General features: G+C 60.0%; 14 protein-coding genes. 11 read left to right on the forward strand and 3 right to left on the reverse strand.

Annotated elements, in window-relative coordinates; translation table 11 throughout:
• Window positions 1-4: 4 nt before the first annotated feature.
• The 10 genes from nuoL to AB6803_RS14120 all read left to right on the forward strand — a co-directional run bounded on the left by nuoL (window position 5) and on the right by AB6803_RS14120 (window position 12,246).
• On the forward strand, window positions 5-1,999 hold the full coding sequence (gene nuoL / locus AB6803_RS14075; RefSeq protein ID WP_371109455.1) for an NADH-quinone oxidoreductase subunit L: 1,995 nt from the start codon (window positions 5-7) through the stop codon (window positions 1,997-1,999).
• On the forward strand, window positions 1,999-3,510 hold the full coding sequence (locus AB6803_RS14080) for an NADH-quinone oxidoreductase subunit M (protein WP_371109456.1): 1,512 nt from the start codon (window positions 1,999-2,001) through the stop codon (window positions 3,508-3,510). Before nuoL ends, AB6803_RS14080 begins: the two co-directional genes overlap by 1 nt.
• A gap of 18 nt (window positions 3,511-3,528) precedes the next feature.
• Complete coding sequence (nuoN, locus tag AB6803_RS14085; RefSeq protein ID WP_371109457.1) at window positions 3,529-4,971, forward strand: NADH-quinone oxidoreductase subunit NuoN; 1,443 nt, start codon at window positions 3,529-3,531, stop codon at window positions 4,969-4,971.
• Complete coding sequence (locus AB6803_RS14090; RefSeq protein ID WP_371109458.1) at window positions 4,971-5,738, forward strand: biotin--[acetyl-CoA-carboxylase] ligase; 768 nt, start codon at window positions 4,971-4,973, stop codon at window positions 5,736-5,738. The genes nuoN and AB6803_RS14090 overlap by 1 nt, the downstream gene beginning before the upstream one ends.
• Window positions 5,739-5,751: 13 nt before the next feature.
• Window positions 5,752-7,425 (forward strand): ribonuclease J, encoded by a 1,674-nt coding sequence (locus AB6803_RS14095; RefSeq protein WP_371109459.1) that lies wholly within the window; start codon window positions 5,752-5,754, stop codon window positions 7,423-7,425.
• A 37-nt stretch (window positions 7,426-7,462) separates the two neighbouring features.
• Window positions 7,463-7,867, forward strand: coding sequence for a methylmalonyl-CoA epimerase (gene mce / locus AB6803_RS14100; protein ID WP_371109460.1), 405 nt, complete (start codon window positions 7,463-7,465; stop codon window positions 7,865-7,867).
• 103 nt (window positions 7,868-7,970) lie between these two features.
• Window positions 7,971-8,249: a DUF1467 family protein gene (locus AB6803_RS14105; RefSeq protein WP_371109461.1), complete on the forward strand. Its 279-nt coding sequence runs from the start codon at window positions 7,971-7,973 to the stop codon at window positions 8,247-8,249.
• 641 nt (window positions 8,250-8,890) lie between these two features.
• The gene (gene proS / locus AB6803_RS14110; RefSeq protein ID WP_371109462.1) at window positions 8,891-10,213 is read left to right on the forward strand and encodes a proline--tRNA ligase; all 1,323 of its coding nucleotides are present in this window, start codon (window positions 8,891-8,893) and stop codon (window positions 10,211-10,213) included.
• 23 nt (window positions 10,214-10,236) lie between these two features.
• The gene (locus AB6803_RS14115; protein ID WP_371109463.1) at window positions 10,237-11,547 is read left to right on the forward strand and encodes a lipoprotein-releasing ABC transporter permease subunit; all 1,311 of its coding nucleotides are present in this window, start codon (window positions 10,237-10,239) and stop codon (window positions 11,545-11,547) included.
• A gap of 15 nt (window positions 11,548-11,562) precedes the next feature.
• A complete protein-coding gene (locus tag AB6803_RS14120) occupies window positions 11,563-12,246 on the forward strand; it encodes an ABC transporter ATP-binding protein (RefSeq protein ID WP_007689984.1) in 684 nt (227 codons plus the stop codon).
• A gap of 7 nt (window positions 12,247-12,253) precedes the next feature.
• Here the strand turns inward: AB6803_RS14120 and AB6803_RS14125 are convergent, their stop codons facing one another.
• On the reverse strand, window positions 12,254-12,721 hold the full coding sequence (locus AB6803_RS14125) for a DUF5680 domain-containing protein (protein ID WP_371109464.1): 468 nt from the start codon (window positions 12,719-12,721) through the stop codon (window positions 12,254-12,256).
• 84 nt (window positions 12,722-12,805) lie between these two features.
• Window positions 12,806-13,402: a hypothetical protein gene (locus AB6803_RS14130; RefSeq protein WP_371109465.1), complete on the reverse strand. Its 597-nt coding sequence runs from the start codon at window positions 13,400-13,402 to the stop codon at window positions 12,806-12,808.
• Between the two features lie 368 nt (window positions 13,403-13,770).
• On the opposite strand from AB6803_RS14130, the gene dnaE reads away from it, so the two are divergent.
• Window positions 13,771-17,259, forward strand: a complete 3,489-nt coding sequence (dnaE, locus tag AB6803_RS14135; RefSeq protein ID WP_371109466.1) for a DNA polymerase III subunit alpha — start codon at window positions 13,771-13,773, stop codon at window positions 17,257-17,259.
• Here the strand turns inward: dnaE and AB6803_RS14140 are convergent.
• Complete coding sequence (locus tag AB6803_RS14140) at window positions 17,256-18,524, reverse strand: L,D-transpeptidase family protein (RefSeq protein WP_371109467.1); 1,269 nt, start codon at window positions 18,522-18,524, stop codon at window positions 17,256-17,258. The genes dnaE and AB6803_RS14140 overlap by 4 nt on opposite strands.
• Between the last annotated feature and the right edge of the window lie 108 nt (window positions 18,525-18,632).

Here is an 18,632-nt window from a genome sequence, read left to right on the forward strand (position 1 = left end):
AGCTATGTTCCTATATAAGGCTATCGTCTTTCTTCCCCTGATTGGCGCTGTTATCGCCGGCCTGTTCGGCCGCGGCATCGGCGCCAAGGCGTCGGAATACGTCACCACCGGCTTGATGATCATCGCCGCGATCCTGTCCTGGGTCGCCTTCTTTACCGTGGCGCTTGGCCACGTCGAAGGTCCGATCAAGGTCGACGTGCTGCGCTGGATCCAGTCCGGCGGCATCGACGTCGCCTGGTCGCTGCGCATTGATACGCTGACCTCGGTGATGCTGATCGTCGTGAATTCGGTTTCGACCCTCGTTCACGTCTACTCGATCGGATACATGCACCACGATCCGCATCGTCCGCGCTTCTTCGCCTATCTCTCGCTCTTCACCTTCGCCATGCTGATGCTGGTGACCTCCGACAACCTCGCCCAGATGTTCTTCGGCTGGGAAGGCGTCGGTCTCGCCTCCTATCTGCTCATCGGCTTCTGGTTCAAGAAGCCGTCGGCGTCCGCCGCCGCGATGAAGGCCTTCATCGTCAACCGTGTCGGCGACTTCGGTTTCGTGCTCGGCATCGCCGGCGTCTTCGTCCTCTTCGGCTCGATCAACTTCGACGTCATCTTCGGCAATGCCCAGGCATTTGCCGCGGGGCAGGGTGGTCAGCCGGGCGATATCGTTCTGAACCTCTTCGGCATGCATCTTGATCGCGGCCATGCGCTGACCGGCGTCTGCCTGCTGCTCTTCATGGGCGCCATGGGCAAGTCGGCGCAGTTCCTGTTGCACACCTGGCTGCCGGACGCCATGGAAGGCCCGACCCCGGTGTCGGCACTTATCCATGCCGCGACCATGGTCACCGCCGGCGTCTTCCTTGTCGCCCGCATGTCGCCGATCTTCGAACTCTCGCCGGATGCGCTGACGTTCGTCACCATCATCGGCGCGATCACCGCCTTCTTCGCGGCGACCGTCGGCCTCGTGCAGAACGACATCAAGCGCGTCATCGCTTACTCGACCTGTTCGCAGCTCGGCTACATGTTCGTCGCTCTCGGTGTCGGCGCTTACGGTGCTGCCATCTTCCATCTGTTCACGCATGCCTTCTTCAAGGCGTTGCTCTTTCTCTGCGCCGGCTCGGTCATTCATGCCGTCGACGGTGAGCAGGACATGCGTCACATGGGCGGCCTGCGGACCCACATTAAGAAGACCTACTGGATGATGATCATCGGCACGCTGGCGATCACCGGTGTCGGCATTCCGTTCACGCCGATCGGCTTTGCCGGGTTCTTCTCCAAGGATGCGATCATCGAGGCTTCCTACACGTCGCATAATCCGGCTTCCGGCTTTGCCTTCACGCTGCTGGTTATTGCGGCACTGTTCACCAGCTTCTATTCCTGGCGTCTGATCTTCATGACCTTCTTCGGCAAGCCCCGCGCTTCGCACGAGGTCATGCATCACGTGCATGAATCGCCGAATGTCATGCTGATCCCGCTTTATCTGCTGGCGATCGGCGCTGTCTTTGCCGGCTGGTATTTCCATGACTACTTCGTCGGTCATGATTACGAAGAGTTCTGGAAGCACGCGCTCTTCATACTGCCGGACAACAAAATCCTCGAAGAGATGGAACATGCTCCGCATTGGGTCGAGCTCAGCCCGTTCATTGCGATGGTCGTTGGTTTCGTGACCGCCTGGTACATGTACATCAAGTCGCCGGAGACGCCGAAGGCGCTCGCCAAGCAGCAACCTGCACTCTACGAATTTCTGCTGAACAAGTGGTATTTCGACGAGCTCTATGACTTCCTCTTCGTTCGTTCCGCCAAGGCGCTCGGTCGCTTCCTTTGGAAGAAGGGCGATGTCGGGGTCATCGATACGTACGGTCCGAACGGTATCGCGGCCCGCGTCTCCGATGTTACCAACCGCGTCGTTCGCCTGCAGACCGGTTACCTCTATCACTATGCCTTCGCGATGCTGCTCGGTATTGCAGCCCTCGTTACCTGGATGATGCTCGGGAGTTCCCTCTGATGACCGATTGGCCTATTCTTTCAACGGTCACGTTCCTGCCGCTGGTCGGCGTTCTCATCCTGCTGTTTATGCGGGATGACGGACCCAATGGCCGCCGCAATATCCTGAACGTCTCGCTGCTGACGACGGTCTTTACCTTCATCGTTTCTCTGTTCATCTGGATCGGCTTCGACAACGCCAATCCGGGTTTCCAGATGATCGAGAAGCATGGCTGGCTCGGCACCGGCATCAGCTATCACCTTGGTGTCGACGGCATCTCCATGCTGTTCGTCATCCTGTCGACCTTCCTGATGCCCTTCTGCGTGCTGGCAAGCTGGCTCTCGGTCGAGAAGCGCCTGAAGGACTACATGATCGCCTTCCTCGTCCTCGAGACGATGATGATCGGCGTTTTCGTGTCGCTGGATATCGTGCTGTTCTACGTCTTCTTCGAAGCCGGCCTGATCCCGATGTTCCTGATCATCGGCGTCTGGGGTGGCAAGGACCGCGTCTACGCCAGCTACAAGTTCTTCCTCTATACGCTGCTCGGCTCGGTGCTGATGCTGCTCGCCATCATGGCGATGTACTGGCAGGCCGGCACCACGGATATTCCGTCGCTGCTTGCCTACAAGTTCCCGCCGCATATGCAGACATGGCTATGGCTTGCTTTCTTCGCATCCTTCGCGGTGAAGATGCCGATGTGGCCGGTGCATACCTGGCTTCCCGACGCGCACGTTCAGGCGCCGACGGCGGGCTCGGTCATCCTGGCCGGTATTCTCTTGAAGCTCGGTGGCTACGGTCTCATCCGCTTCTCGCTCGGCATGTTCCCGAACGCGTCTGAATATTTCGCACCGCTCGTCTTTGCGATGTCCGTTATCGCCATCATCTACACCTCGCTGGTGGCGCTGATGCAGGAAGACATCAAGAAGCTGATCGCCTACTCCTCGGTCGCGCATATGGGCTATGTCACCATGGGCATCTTCGCGGCCAACCAGCAGGGCGTTCAGGGCGCGATCTTCCAGATGCTGTCACACGGCATCGTCTCGGGCGCACTCTTCCTCTGCGTCGGCGTGATCTATGACCGTACCCATACCCGCGAAATCGCGGCCTATGGCGGCCTGGTCAACAACATGCCCAAATACGCGGTCGCGATGATGGTCTTCACCATGGCCAATGTCGGTCTGCCCGGCACTTCCGGCTTCATCGGCGAATTTCTGACCCTGATCGGCGTCTTCCGCGTCAACACCTGGGTTGCGCTGTTTGCCGCCACCGGTGTCATCCTTTCGGCCGCTTACGCGCTTTGGCTTTACCGCCGCGTCATTTTCGGCGCGCTGGAAAAGGAGAACCTGAAGAAGCTGCTGGATCTGTCGCCGCGTGAACAGTTGATCCTCTATCCGCTGATCGCACTGACGATCCTCTTCGGCGTCTATCCGGCTCCGATCTTCGATGCGACGGCCGCCTCGGTGGATCTGCTTGTGAACAACTACACCGCAGCCCTGCACGCCGCGCAGAATGTTGCGCTGTCGATGAATTGATGACGGGACCTATTCGACATGACTGCTGACACAATTCTTGCAAGCCTGCATCTTTCCATCCCCGAGCTTATCCTCGCGGTCGGTGCGCTTGTGCTGCTCATGATCGGCGTCTTCTCAGGCGAACGGTCGGGTCCCACGGTCACAGGCCTAGCCATCGCGGTTCTCGTGGTGGCCGGTCTCTGGATCATCTTCGTGCCGGGCGAAGGCCTGGCCTACGGCGGCGCCTATCTCGCCGATGGCTTCTCGCGCTTCATGAAGATCGTCGCGCTGGTCGGCTCGATCGTCGCCATGTTCATGAGCATGGGGCAGGCGCGCGAGCAACAGCTCGATCGCTTCGAGTTCCCGGTGCTCCTGTTGCTGGCGACCCTCGGCATCCTGCTGATGATCTCGGCGCATGACCTGATCTCGCTCTACCTGTCTCTGGAACTGCAATCGCTGGCGCTCTACGTCGTCGCTGCCATCAACCGCGACAGCTTGAAGTCGACGGAAGCGGGTCTGAAGTATTTCGTGCTCGGCGCGCTGTCCTCGGGCATGCTGCTTTACGGCATGTCGTTGGTCTACGGCTTCACCGGCCACACGACCTTCGATGCGATTGCCACTGCGCTCAGCGCCGAAACCCGCTCGCTCGGCCTGGTCTTCGGCCTGGTCTTCGTTCTCGCCGGTCTTGCCTTCAAGATCTCGGCCGTGCCGTTCCACATGTGGACGCCGGACGTCTACGAGGGCGCGCCGACCCCGGTCACCGCCTTCTTCGCGGCTGCGCCGAAGGTTGCGGCCATGGCGATCCTGACCCGTATCGTCATCACCGCTTTCCACCCGGTGCTTGCTGACTGGCAGCAGATCATCGTCTTCATTTCGATCGCCTCGATGGTGCTCGGCTCCTTTGCTGCGATCGGTCAGCGTAACTTCAAGCGACTGATGGCCTATTCCTCCATCGGTCACATGGGCTATGCGCTGGTTGGCCTTGCGGCCGGCAACCAGACCGGCGTTTCCGGTGTCATGCTTTACATGGTCATCTACATGGTCATGACCCTCGGCGTCTTCGCCATCATCATGGCGATGCGTCGCAAGGACGGACGTCAGGTTGAAAATGTCGACGATCTCGCCGGCCTTTCGACGACCAATCCCTTCATGGCAACCGTGCTGACGGCGCTGATGTTCTCGTTAGCAGGTATCCCGCCGCTCGCCGGCTTCTTCGGGAAGTATTTCGTCTTCGTCGCTGCTATCCAGGCCCATCTCTATGCGCTCGCCATCATCGGTGTTCTCTCGTCGGTCGTCGGCGCCTATTATTATCTGCGCGTCATCAAGCTGATGTGGTTCGATGAAGCCAAGGATGAGTTCGTCCGCACGGCCGGTTCGCTGCGTCTGGTCTTCGGCCTCTCGGGTCTCTTCGTCATCACCTACGTCTTCTTTGGCGGCGCTATCGGTGGTGCTGCCGATCTTGCTGCCGCGACGCTGTTTTGATGGCGTCTGACATGAACAGCCGGAAGTCGCTCGCCGACTTCCGGCACGATGCTCTCTCAGAGACTGCCTCCACCAACAGCGAATGCCTGGAGCGGGCGAGGGCGGGTGATGTCGGCAATCTTTGGGTGACGGCGGCCCGTCAGACCGGCGGCCGTGGACGCCGCGGGCGTCCCTGGGTGTCTGAGCCCGGCAACCTCTACGCTTCTCTTCTTCTTATCGATCCCGCCCCCATGGACCGACTTGGCTCATTGCCTCTGGCTGTCGCCGTCGGTGTGCATCAGGCGGTGCGCGGCGTGCTGCCCCTGGCGGCGGAGCCCGTCGAGGTCAAATGGCCGAACGACATCCTGATCGGGCGCAAGAAGACCTGCGGCATTCTGATCGAGGGCGAGGCTCTCCCGGACGGACGTTACGCGCTGGTGATCGGTATTGGTATCAATGTCGCCGTCATGCCCGACAATCCGATGTATCCGGTCACCTGCCTGCGTGAGCAAGGCTCGACGGTATCGCCGGAAGAATTGTTTGCCCATCTCTATGCTTCCGTGGCTGAGACGCTGGCCGTCTGGAACAGCGGCAGAGGTGTTCGCGAGATCACGGCGCGCTGGCGCGACGTTGCTTGCGGCATCGGTGAAAAGATTACAGTGAATCTGCCAGACCGATCGATTTCCGGGCATTTTGCCGGAATTGATGATAATGGCTTGTTGATGCTCGACGCCGGCGGCGGCAAGATTTTGCCGATCGCGGCGGGCGACGTTTTTTTCAGATCGTAGGTAAAGTATAGATATGGCGAAGCAAGACGAACTGGTGTTTCTGCCTCTCGGCGGCGTCGGCGAGATCGGCATGAACCTCGCCCTTTACGGCTATGGTACGCCGGAACATCGTCAGTGGATCATGGTCGATTGCGGCGTCACCTTTCCGGGGCCGGATCTGCCGGGCGTCGATCTCGTGCTCCCTGATATCCGCTTCCTCGCCAAGGAACGCAAGAACCTCAAGGGCATCATCATCACGCATGCACATGAGGATCATTATGGCGCTCTGAGCGATCTCTGGCCGGGCCTGAATGTCCCGGTCTATGCCTCGGGCTTTACCGCCGGTCTGCTGGAAGCCAAGCGTGATTACGAAAAGACGATGGGCCAGATCCCGATCACCCCGTTCAAGGCCGGTGATCGCATCAATGTCGGTCCCTTCAACATCGAAGGCATCGCCGTCAATCACTCCATTCCCGAGCCGATGTCGCTGATGATCCGCACGCCGGTTGGCAACGTCATCCATACCGGTGACTGGAAGATCGACCACGAGCCGTCGCTCGGGCCGCTGACCGACGAGGCGCGGTTCCGACAGCTCGGCGACGAAGGCGTGCTGGCGCTGATGTGTGATTCCACCAACGCCCTGCGCGATGGCGTGTCGCCGTCGGAAAAGGATGTTTCCGCAAGCCTGCGCAAGATCATCGAGAATGCCGAGGGCAGGGTGGCGATCACCACCTTCTCCTCGAATGTCGGCCGCATTCGCACCATTGCCGAGGCCGCGGAAGCCGCGGGCCGCGAGATTTTGCTGCTCGGCAGTTCGCTGAAGCGCGTGGTCGACGTCTCCCGCGATATCGGCATCATGGAAGGCCTCAAGCCGTTCATCGCCGAGGACGAGTATGGCTATATCCCACGCGACAAGGTCGTCATCATTCTGACGGGCAGCCAGGGCGAGCCCCGCGCCGCCCTTGCCAAGCTGTCCCGCGATGAAATGCGCCACGTCGCGCTCGCCGCCGGCGATATCGTCGTTTTCTCCTCGCGTGCCATTCCGGGCAACGAGAAGGCCATTCAGGATATCAAGAACGGTCTCACCGAACAGGGCGTGCATGTAGTGACGGACGCCGAAGCGCTCGTCCACGTCTCCGGCCACCCACGCCGCAACGAGTTGCAGAAGATGTACGAGTGGACAAGGCCAAAGGTCGTCGTGCCGGTACATGGCGAGCCGACGCATCTGGCAGCACATAAGGAACTGGCCGAGCAATCCGGCATCTCTATCGTGCCCAAGGTTCGCAATGGCGACATATTGCGGCTGGCGCCCGGTTCGGTTGAGGTGATCGGCCAGGCTCCGCATGGCCGCATCTTCAAGGACGGCATACTGATCGGCGATTTCGACGAGATGGGCATCGGCGATCGCAAGAAGCTTTCCTATGTCGGGCATGTCGCCGTCAACGTCGTGCTTGATGCCCGCTATGACATCGTCGGCGATCCGGATCTCGTCGCGATCGGCCTGCCGGCCTATGACGACGAGGGCGAAGAGATGGAAGACACGCTCTTCGACGCCGTCGTCAGCGCCATCGAGAGCATTCCGCGCGCGCGCCGCAAGGATATCGACATGTTGCAGGAAGCCGCGCGCCGCGCCGTGCGTGCAGCCGCCAATCATGGCTGGGGCAAGAAGCCTGTCGTGACGGTCTTCGTCACGCGCATGGCGAGCTGATCCGCGTTTCGATCCGATCAAGGAAGAGAGAACAGCCATGCTCGGACGCATCAATCACATTGCGATTGCCGTTCCCGATATTGCCGCTGCCGCCGCCACCTATCGCGGGACGTTGGACGCCAAGGTCTCCGAGCCGCAGTCCCTGCCGGAGCATGGCGTCACCGTCGTTTTCGTCGAGCTGCCGAACAGCAAGGTCGAGCTTGTGGAGCCGCTTGGCGATGCCTCGCCGCTGTTGAAGTTCCTTGCCAAGCATCCCACCGGCGGCATGCATCATATCTGCTACGAGGTGGAGGATATCCAGGCGGCGCGCGATCGGCTTATCGCGGGCGGTGCGCGGGTGCTGGGCGATGGCGAGCCCATGATCGGCGCCCATGGCAAGCCGGTGCTCTTCCTGCATCCCAAGGACTTCTTCGGGACGCTGATCGAGCTTGAGCAAGTGTGACATTAGGGCGCTGGGCCGCGCTTTGAAACCTGACGGCTTTGGCTCTATAAGCTGTTGTGGATGAGGAGGAGGCGGGCCGATTTGGCCTGTCTTGAGGGAGCATATGGCCCAGCAGATTTTCTCGACTTGCGCCGTCTATTTCGTTGTCTGGTGGATCACGCTTTTCGCCGTCCTGCCGTTTGGTCTGCGCACGCAAGCCGAGGACAATCATGTCATCCTCGGCACGGTCGAGAGCGCGCCGACGAAGTTTCGGGGTTTTCGAGTAGTGCTGATCACAACCCTGGTCTCCGCCGTGATCTACGGCGCATGGTATGTCAGCGCCCATTATTTCGGCTTCGGCTTCAACTCTATTCCGCCGATCATCCCGCGCTACGACGGCTGAAGCCCGTCGCCGGAAATTCGTTCAGATATCAGCCGGAAACTATATGTCACCGAATAGCCCGGAAACTGTCACACCTCCGTCATGGGGTTGAGGCAAAGAGGCTGCGCAACAATGTCCGCCCCGCTATGCCGTTTGGCTAGGGTTGAAGGGTGTTTCAAAGCCTGATTTTTGAGAAAACCGGGTGGCTGCTTGAAGCGGGAAAGCAAAAAAAAACAAGGCCATAAGCCTTGTTTTTAAGTATCGCGTGATCCTTATCCGTTGCCGGGGCAGCGACGAGCGCGCCTAAGATCTGATCCTCCCAAGACTTGACCGCGAAACGACAAGAATTTAGCCTTCCTGCCTCTTTTGTGGGCTAAAATTAGCTCAAAGAATGAGCTTTGTCATCTGTTTTTTTGCTTTTTTGCTACACTTGCGCAGAATTTTTCTGTTGACAGTTTCTCGCCACAAATCCTTATAAACATGCATTTTTTCGAATTCGCGGAAATGGTTGATGGCGCTCGGTATCTGCGGGCGCACGCCGGATTCGCGCCGCGCAAATGCGGGTTTCCTTCCTGCCCCGAAGCAGTTATGAACTGCCTCCAGCAGTCAATTTTTTAACGATTCCGCCGGACGCGGAACGTCAAACCATCTGGAATCGACCCATGCGCCTGTCTCGTTACTTCCTGCCCATTCTGAAGGAAAATCCCAAGGAGGCGGAAATCGTCTCCCACCGGCTGATGCTGCGTGCCGGGATGATCCGCCAGCAGTCGCAAGGCATCTATTCCTGGTTGCCATTGGGTAAGCGCGTTCTCGACAAAGTCAACAAGATCATCCGCGAGGAACAGAACCGTTCCGGCGCCATCGAGCTGTCGATGCCGACCTTGCAGTCGGCCGAGCTCTGGCAGGAAAGCGGTCGTTACGACGCCTATGGCAAGGAGATGCTGCGCATCAAGGATCGCCAGGAGCGGCCCATGCTCTACGGCCCGACCAACGAGGAAATGATCACCGACATCTTCCGGTCCTCCGTCAAGTCCTACAAGGACCTGCCGCTGAACCTCTACCACATCCAGCTGAAGTTCCGCGACGAGATCCGTCCGCGCTTCGGCACCATGCGCTCGCGCGAGTTCATGATGAAAGATGCCTATTCCTTCGATCTGACGCAGGAAGGCGCCGTGATTGCCTATAACAAGATGTTCGCGGCCTATCTGCGCACCTTCGATCGTCTTGGTCTGAGGGCAATTCCGATGCGTGCCGATACCGGCCCGATCGGCGGCGACCTCAGCCATGAGTTCATCATCCTCGCCGATACCGGCGAATCCGAAGTCTTCTGCCACAAGGATTTCGTCAATTTCGACATTCCCCCGGAAGACACGAATTTTGATGATGCCGCCGGCCTGAAGGGCATCTTCGACAAGTGGACGTCGCTTTACGCGGCAACCTCCGAAATGCACGACGAGGCGGCCTTCAACGCTATCCCCGAAGGTGAACGCCTGTCGGCCCGCGGCATCGAAGTCGGCCATATCTTCTATTTCGGTACGAAATATTCCGAGCCGATGGGCGCGAAAGTGCAGGGTCCCGACGGCAAGGAGCATGCCGTCCACATGGGATCTTACGGTATTGGCCCGACACGCCTTGTTCCCGCCATCATCGAAGCATCGCATGACGAGAACGGAATCATCTGGCCGGCCTCGGTCGCGCCCTTTGATGTCGTCGTGATCAACATGAAGTCCGGTGATCAGGCCTGCGACACCGCTTGCGAGACGATCTACGCGGCACTCTCCAAGGCCGGCAAGGATGTCCTGCTCGACGATCGGGACGATCGCGCCGGAACGAAGTTCGCGACCGCCGATCTGATCGGTGTGCCCGTGCAGATCATCGTCGGGCCGCGTTCGATCGCGGGCGGCGAAGTGGAAGTCAAGGACCGCAAGACGGACGCCCGCGAGACGATGACCGTCGAAGCGGCGATCAATAAACTGGCAGGCTGATACAGCAATAGGATGAGAAGCGAATGGCGGTAACCGCGGCAGCCGAGCAGCAGGAAAAGTCTATCACGACTAGTCCGTCATCGCGTCCATTCTCCGGTTTCGAGCGGCTTGTCGCCTGGCGCTATCTGCGCTCGCGGCGCAAGGAGGCATCGATTTCGGTGATTGCCGGCTTCTCGCTGGTCGGCATCATGCTTGGCGTCGCGGCGCTGATTATCGTCATGGCGGTGATGAACGGCTTTCGCGCCGAGCTTTTCAAGCAAATTCTCGGCTTCAATGGTCATGTCGTTGTCCAGCCTATCGATTCGCCGCTGAATGATTATGCCTCGCTGGCGCAGAAATTCATGACCGTTCCCGGCGTCACCATGGCTCTGCCGCTGGTCGAGGGCGAGACGCTGGCCTCCGGTCGCGGCGGCTCCGGCACGGGCGCGCTCGTCCGTGGCATCCGCTCCGAAGACCTGACCAAGCTCAAGACGGTTTCGGACCACGTCGTCGAGGGTGACATGGTCGGCTTTGCCGCCGGTCAGGGCGTCATGGTCGGCTCGCGGCTGGCACGGCAACTCGGCCTCACAGTCGGCGATCAGATCACGCTCACCGCGCCCGACGGCGATGTGACGCCGTTCGGGGTCAATCCGCGCGTCAAGGCCTATACCATCTCCGGTATCTTCGAAGTGGGCATGTCGGAATATGATTCCTCCGTGGTCTTCATGCCGCTTGAGGAGGCGCAGCTGTTTTTCAACGCGGAAGGGATCGTCGAGAAGATCGAGCTCTTCGTCAGCAATCCGGATGACGTCGACGAGCTAAGGCCGAAGATCGAGGCGGTGGCCGGGCGGCAAATCTTCCTGACCGATTGGCGGCAGGTCAACGCCACCTTCTTCTCGGCGCTTCAGGTCGAACGCAACACCATGTTCATGATCCTGACTTTGATCGTCATCGTCGCGGCACTGAACATCATCTCCGGTCTGATCATGCTGGTGAAGGACAAGGGAAGCGATATCGCCATCCTGCGCACCATGGGCGCGACATCGGGGGCGATCATGCGCATCTTCTTCATGACAGGCGCCGCGATCGGCGTTGTCGGCACTCTCGCCGGCGTCGCGCTTGGCGTTCTCGTCTGCCTCAACATCGAATCGATCCGCCAGTTCTTCTCCTGGATATCGGGCACGGTGATCTTCAATCCCGAGGTCTATTTCCTCAGCAAGCTGCCGGCGCAAATGAATCTGAGCGAGACCATTTCCGTGGTCGTGATGGCATTGACGCTGTCCTTCCTCGCCACGATCTTCCCGGCCTGGCGTGCCTCGCGGCTCGATCCGGTGCAGGCGCTACGGTACGAATAAGGAATTCCACATTTGATAAAGCGCAACGTCGTTCTCCAGCTTTCGGGCGTGGAGCGTCATTACGGGCAGGGCGATACCCGGCTGTCGATCCTGAAGAGCGCCGATTTCGCCCTGCATAGCGGCGAGATCGTCGCCCTGGTCGCGCCGTCGGGGACAGGCAAGTCGACGCTCCTGCATGTCGCCGGCCTGCTGGAACATCCCGATGCCGGCGAGGTGACGATCAACGGCCATGCCTGCGAAGGACTGTCCGATGAAAAGCGCACGGCCGTTCGCCGCAGCGAGATCGGTTTCGTCTATCAGTTCCATCATTTGCTGCCCGAGTTCTCGGCGCTTGAAAACATCATGATGCCGCAGCTGATTTCCGGCCTGTCGCGGAAGGAGGCGAGCGTCCGCGCCGCCCAGCTTCTCGATTACATGCGCATCGGCCACCGCGCCGATCATCGCCCGGCCGAGCTCTCCGGCGGCGAACAGCAGCGCGTCGCCATCGCCCGTGCCGTCGCCAATGCGCCGCTGGTATTGTTGGCCGACGAGCCGACCGGCAACCTCGATCCCGAGACCGCGCATTACGTCTTCGATGCACTCGAAGCGCTGGTGCGGCAGTCAGGTCTTGCGGCGCTGATCGCCACGCATAATCACGACCTTGCGGCTCGCATGGACCGCCGCGTTACCATCAACGACGGCAAGGTCGTGGAGTTCTGATCATCATTTAGGGGACGATCAGACCGCCGCGATAGTCGAGTTCGTAAGCTTTGCGCTCGTTCACCAGGATGACTTCGTGGCCGCTGAAGTGGTTACAGCCGCCGGTGCTGCGGTCGACATAGCGGCCGAGCGGATGGTCGAATTCGAAGCCGCCGAGGAAGCGCTTCTCATCGAGGTAAAGACGCAGCAGCGACGCCTTGATGATCATTCCCGCCATCGTGCCGTCGATCAGATCGGGCTCGACGATATGTCCGAAATAATTCATCGCCCAGACCGGTTGGTCATCGAGCCAGACCAGTTCCTGGCCGGCGAAATCCGTGCCGCCGAAATAGCTGTCGAGGTAGCGCCAGCGGCCGCCGGCATAGCCGATATCATGCGATCCGCTGCGACAGGACGGCAATCTCTCGCCATCGCCGACATAGGTTTCGGCCTTCGCCGTGACAATGAAATCATTCAGCTCGGCAAGATCCGGCACGGTTCTCTCCATTCATGGTGGGCGCTCAGCATGTCACGCGGGCTATGAGTTGTAAAGAACATATAGTGAACAAATGGAAAATTATTACTCGCTTGCGCCGCAACCCTTCTGGCCGAAATCGTCCTCCCAGTCCCCGATCTTGATGGTCTTGCCCTCGGTCTTGAGGTCCTTGCCGCCTTTTGTCGCCTTGCCGGTCAGGACATTGAAATCGCAGCTATAGCCGCCATCGGGGTTCAGTGTGTCGCGATAATCATAGGTGTAACCGGCGACGACGAAGGCATTGTTGCGGAAGGCGAGCGTGAGTGTCTGTTCCCAGCGGTCCCGTCCGATGGCATCGTTCTGAGAGGTGACGGCGATCGAGCCGTTCGGCAGCGCCTTGATCGAGGGTTCCTGGCCAAAGACGCCGTCGGGTTCCGTGCTGCCCCAAACCTTGTTCGGTGCTGCCGCCGCAAGCCTCAGCAAGGAATGCTCATCGTCGCGCAGATAGATGTAGATGCCGATGGAATCGTCCGCCTGATCATCAGGCGCCGGCGCCACCAGTAGGGCGAGATCCGGTTTGCCGTCCTTGTTCCAGTCACCGATCGCGGCATCGATGATGCGCTCGGGCGCAATGGTGGTTTCGGCGGCGGCTGCCGCGGTAGCGGAAAAGGAAATGAGGGCTGCGACAACAAGCGGCTTCATGGTGATCTCCCCGTTCATCTCTCTCCTTAGCTGCGGCTGGTTCTTCCGTCCATCGACACGCAGGAGAACGTCGACGATGAAATTTATTGATGGCCCTATTGACTCTCGAACAAAAATAGAACAAATAAGAAACATAACGAGTAAGGAGCGCGTAAATGACCGATATCATTCGAGACGTTGCAGCATTCACCTCCATCGTGATGTTCGTCGCCAGCTTTTCCCTGATCATGATGGCGATGTGAATCTTATCCCCACGGGTGTTGCGATGCACCCGTGAATCATGAGGACTGCTTCTGGACTTTACCGTCCGCTATGCCGACAATGCAGCCGATTCATTTGGGCATGCGGAAGGGCATAAAGTGGCGGATATGACGAGCAGCGACGCGACGAGCGCACCGGTCGGTGACACGCCGGAATTCGTGCATCTTCGCGTCCATTCCGCCTATTCGCTGCTCGAGGGCGCATTGCCCCTGAAGAAGATCCTTGCCAAGGCGGCCGGCGACAATCAGCCGGCCATTGCCATCACTGATACCAACAACCTTTTCGTTGCGCTGGAGTTCTCCCAGAAGGCGATGGACGATGGCCTGCAGCCCATTATCGGCTGCCAGGTGTCGATCGATATGGAGGATGGTGTCGAGGGCGAGAAGCGCGGTCCGCAGCAGGCTTTGGCCAAGCTGCCGTCCATCGTCTTGCTTGCCGCCACCGAGCAGGGCTATGAGCGGCTGGTCGACCTTGTCAGCCGCGCCTATCTCGGCGGCGAGGGCAATCAGGCCGTCCATATCACAGCCTCCTGGCTGGAAGAGATCGGCACGGAGGGGATGATCGCGCTGACGGGGTCGCTCGGCGGCCCCGTCGACATGGCGCTGAAGGAGGGGCATGCCCCTCAGGCGCTGTCGCGGCTTCTGACACTGAAGCGCCTGTTCGGCGACCGGCTCTATGTCGAGCTGCAGCGTCACGGCACCTATGACCGTCGCCACGAACAGAAGATGATCGCGCTCGCCTATGAGCACGAACTACCGTTGGTCGCCACCAACGAGGCTTTCTTCCCGACCCGCGACGATTACGATGCCCATGACGCGCTGATGGCGGTCGCCCACAATGCCATCGTTTCCGACGATACCCGTTTCCGCCTGACGCCGGATCATTATCTGAAGAGCCGTGCCGATATGGCGAAGCTCTTTGCCAACCTGCCGGAGGCGTTGGAAAACACCGTCGAGATCGCCCGACGCTGCTCGTTCGTGCTGAAGACCCGCAAGCCAATCCTGCCGCGCTTCACCGGCGCCGCCGCCGACGAGGAAGAGGCCGATCGCGCCGAATCTGCAGAGCTGCGAGCCCAGGCGGTCGAGGGTCTCGATCAGCGCCTTGCCTCGCTCGGCATGGCGCCAGGCTATGTCGAAAAGGACTATCGCGAGCGTCTGGAATTCGAGCTTAGCGTTATCGAGGGCATGAAATTCCCCGGCTACTTCCTGATCGTTGCCGACTTCATCAAATGGGCGAAGCGTCACGATATCCCGGTCGGCCCCGGCCGTGGTTCGGGCGCGGGGTCGCTGGTCGCCTATGCGCTGACCATCACCGACGTCGATCCGCTGCGCTTCTCGCTGCTGTTCGAGCGCTTCCTCAATCCCTCACGCGTGTCGATGCCGGACTTTGATATCGACTTCTGCCAGGATCGCCGTGAAGAGGTGATCCGCTACGTGCAGGCCAAGTATGGCCGCGAGCAGGTGGCGCAGATCATCACCTTCGGTTCGTTGCAGGCACGTGCTGCTCTCCGCGACGTCGGCCGCGTACTGGAAATGCCCTATGGCCAGGTCGACAAGATCTGCAAGCTGGTGCCGAACAACCCCGCCAATCCGACGCCACTGCACCAGGCGATCAAGGAGGAGCCGCGCCTTCAGGAGGAGGCCGACAAGGAGCCTGTTGTCGCCCGCCTGCTCGACATCGCCCAGAAGATCGAGGGCCTCTATCGCCACGCCTCGACCCACGCCGCCGGTATCGTCATCGGCGATCGGCCTCTGTCGAAGCTGGTGCCGATGTATCGCGATCCGCGCTCCGACATGCCGGTCACCCAGTTCAACATGAAATGGGTGGAGCAGGCCGGCCTGGTGAAGTTCGACTTTCTCGGCCTGAAGACGCTGACGGTCCTGAAGACGGCCGTCGATTTCGTCGCCAAGCGCGGCATTAGCATCGATCTCGCCAGCATCCCGCTCGACGACAAGAAGACTTACGACATGCTTTCGCGCGGCGAGACGGTCGGCGTGTTCCAGGTGGAAAGTGCGGGCATGCGCAAGGCGCTCATCGGCATGCGTCCGGACTGCATTGAGGACATCATTGCCCTGGTGGCGCTCTATCGTCCAGGTCCGATGGAAAATATCCCGGTCTACAATGCCCGCAAGCATGGCGAGGAAGAGATCGAGTCGATCCATCCGATGATCGATTATCTGTTGAAGGAGACGCAAGGCGTCATCGTCTACCAGGAGCAGGTGATGCAGGTCGCCCAGGTGCTCTCCGGCTATTCGCTCGGCGAGGCCGATCTTCTGCGCCGCGCCATGGGCAAGAAGATCAAGGCCGAGATGGACCAGCAGCGCGAGCGTTTCGTCGATGGCGCCGTCAAGAACGGCGTGTCGAAGGGGCAATCGGACGTTATTTTTGATCTACTCGCCAAGTTCGCCAATTACGGCTTCAACAAGTCGCATGCCGCCGCCTACGCCATCGTCTCCTACCAGACGGCCTATATGAAGGCGCATTATCCGGTGGAGTTCCTCGCGGCGTCGATGACACTCGATATGGCGAACACCGAAAAGGTCAACGATTTCCGCCAGGACGCCAAGCGCCTCGGCATCGAAGTCATCGCGCCGTCGATCCAGACCTCATTCCGCCGTTTCGAGACGGGTGAGAACCGCATCTACTACGCTCTGGCTGCCCTCAAGGGCGTCGGTGAATCCGCCGTCGACCATATTGTCGAGGTCCGTGGTGATCAGCCTTTTGCCGGCATCGAGGATTTTTGCCTGCGCATCGATCCGAAGCAGATCAACCGCCGTGTGCTGGAAAGCCTGATCGCCGCCGGCGCCTTCGATTGTTTCGAGATCGACCGCGCGCAGCTGATCGGCGGGATCGACCGCATCATGGGCTACGCGCAGGTCGCGCAGGAAAACAAGCGTAGCGGTCAGCATGATATGTTCGGAAGTGCGGCCTCGGGGCCTGAGAAGATCTCCTTCCCGCCTTTCACGCCTTGGCTCGCCTCGGAGCGGCTGCTGCGTGAATTCCAGGTTCTCGGCTTTTATCTGACCGCCCATCCGCTCGACACCTACAAGAGCGTGTTGGACAAGATGCGCGTGCAGAACTTTGCCGATTTCTCCGCGGCAGTGAAGCAGGGGGCCAGCAACGGCCGACTGGCCGGCACCGTCATCTCCAAGCAGGAGCGCAAGACGCGCACCGGCAACAAGATGGGCATCTTCGTCTTCTCCGACGCTTCGGGCCAGTTCGAAACCGTGCTGTTCTCGGAAGTGCTCAATCAATATCGCGACGTACTCGAAGTGGGCAAATCCTTCGTCATCACGGCTCAGGCCGACGAGCGTCCGGAAGGCATCAGTCTGCGCCTGCAGACGGCGCAGTCGCTGGAGGAGAAGTCGCTGCAGATGCAGAAGGCGCTGCGCGTCTATGTCCGCGATTCCGGCCCGCTGAAAGCCGTGGCTGCCCACCTCAACGCGCGCGGAGATGGCCTGGTTTCCTTCATCGTCATCAAGGAGGAGGGCAAGCGCGAGGTCGAGGTGGCGCTGCCCGAAAAGTACCGTATCACGCCGGAGATTGCAGCCGCGCTGCGCACCGCGCCCGGCGTGATTGATGTGGAGCTGGTCTAGCCCTTTTTCCCCAGCGCACCGCTATTGGTGATGGTGATGAAATCGGTGCCATTGCCGGTTTCAGGGCCGACGCCAGTGTCGGAAATCGTCAGGGACGACCCTGCCGTCAGCAGATCCCCGATCCTGCGCCTGATGTCGTCGGGAATAGTGATGCGGTTCAGCGCGAGATCGGCGGCGTCGAACGATTGCGCCTGCTCCTCGCTGGTAATGCCAAGCCGCTTCTTCGTATCTTTGGAAAGATCGTCTTCCAGCGTCACGCCGAACCAGTCCGTCTTGCCGTTTATCCTGTCGACCGCATTTGCGGTGAAGAAGTGTGTGCCGAGCGCTTCCTGCGGCTCGGCGATGATTGCGGGCGCTTCGAACAGCGGCTTGAAATTCTGGCGAACCATGATAGCGCCGTTTGGCGGCTCGCCCTTGCCGGCGGCGGCATAGACCGCCTTCATCAGCGCGGGGCTGACGAGGCTGCCCGTTGCCGTGATGTCGTGCGCCTTCTTGAAGTCACCGATTGCCTGTACGGTCGCCGGTCCGAGCAGGCCGTCCGGGGTGCCGGTGGCAAAGCCCAGGTCGTTCAACAGACCCTGCAGATCACGAACGTTTTCGCGTAGCCCCCGGCGGGTCATAAGGATGCTGAGCGGTGCCTGGTCGACCGGCGGTGCTGTCCGCACGGCTGGCGGCACTGGCAAGGCGGCCGTGTCGTTGGTGGCGACCTGCACCGGCTGTGCCTGCGGCATGAATATGGCTGTCGTCGGGCGCAGCTCGAGATCGGAGAACAGTACGGAAGCGGGGGCGGCCTCGGGCTGGAACAGCATGGCGTGCTGGAAAGGCTGCGGCACCAGCGGATGGTCGGCAATAACGACATGCACGCCGCGCTCGGTCATCTGGTAGAGCATCTTGGCAAAGGCCTTGGGCATGCGCACGCAGCCATGCGAAGCGGGATAATTCGGCACTGAACTCGACTCGTGCAGTGCGATGCCGGACCAGGTCAGCCGCTGCATGAAGGGCATCGGCGAATTCGAATAGAGATTCGACTTGTGATACACCTCCTTCTCCAGAATGGAGAAGATGCCGCTCGGTGTCGTGTGGCCGCGCTTGCCGGTCGAAACCTTCGACGTCGCCACCACCTTGTCGCCATCATAGACGGCGAGCGACTGCCGGTCTTTCGACACGACGATCTGCAAGGTGCGAACATCGTCTGCCGCAAGGGCGGGGTGAACGAGGGCTGTGGCCGACAACAGGCCAAGTCCGAAAAGAAAACACGGCTTCATACACATACCAAAACGCAATACTCGTATTGATGCAGACTAGACTTCGAAGTTTAAGGAAGACTTGAAGACAAGCCATCAGTTCGAAATGCTTTTCCGGCGGCTCACCAG

The organism is Rhizobium sp. RCC_161_2 (assembly GCF_041355235.1).
GTDB lineage: Bacteria > Pseudomonadota > Alphaproteobacteria > Rhizobiales > Rhizobiaceae > Rhizobium.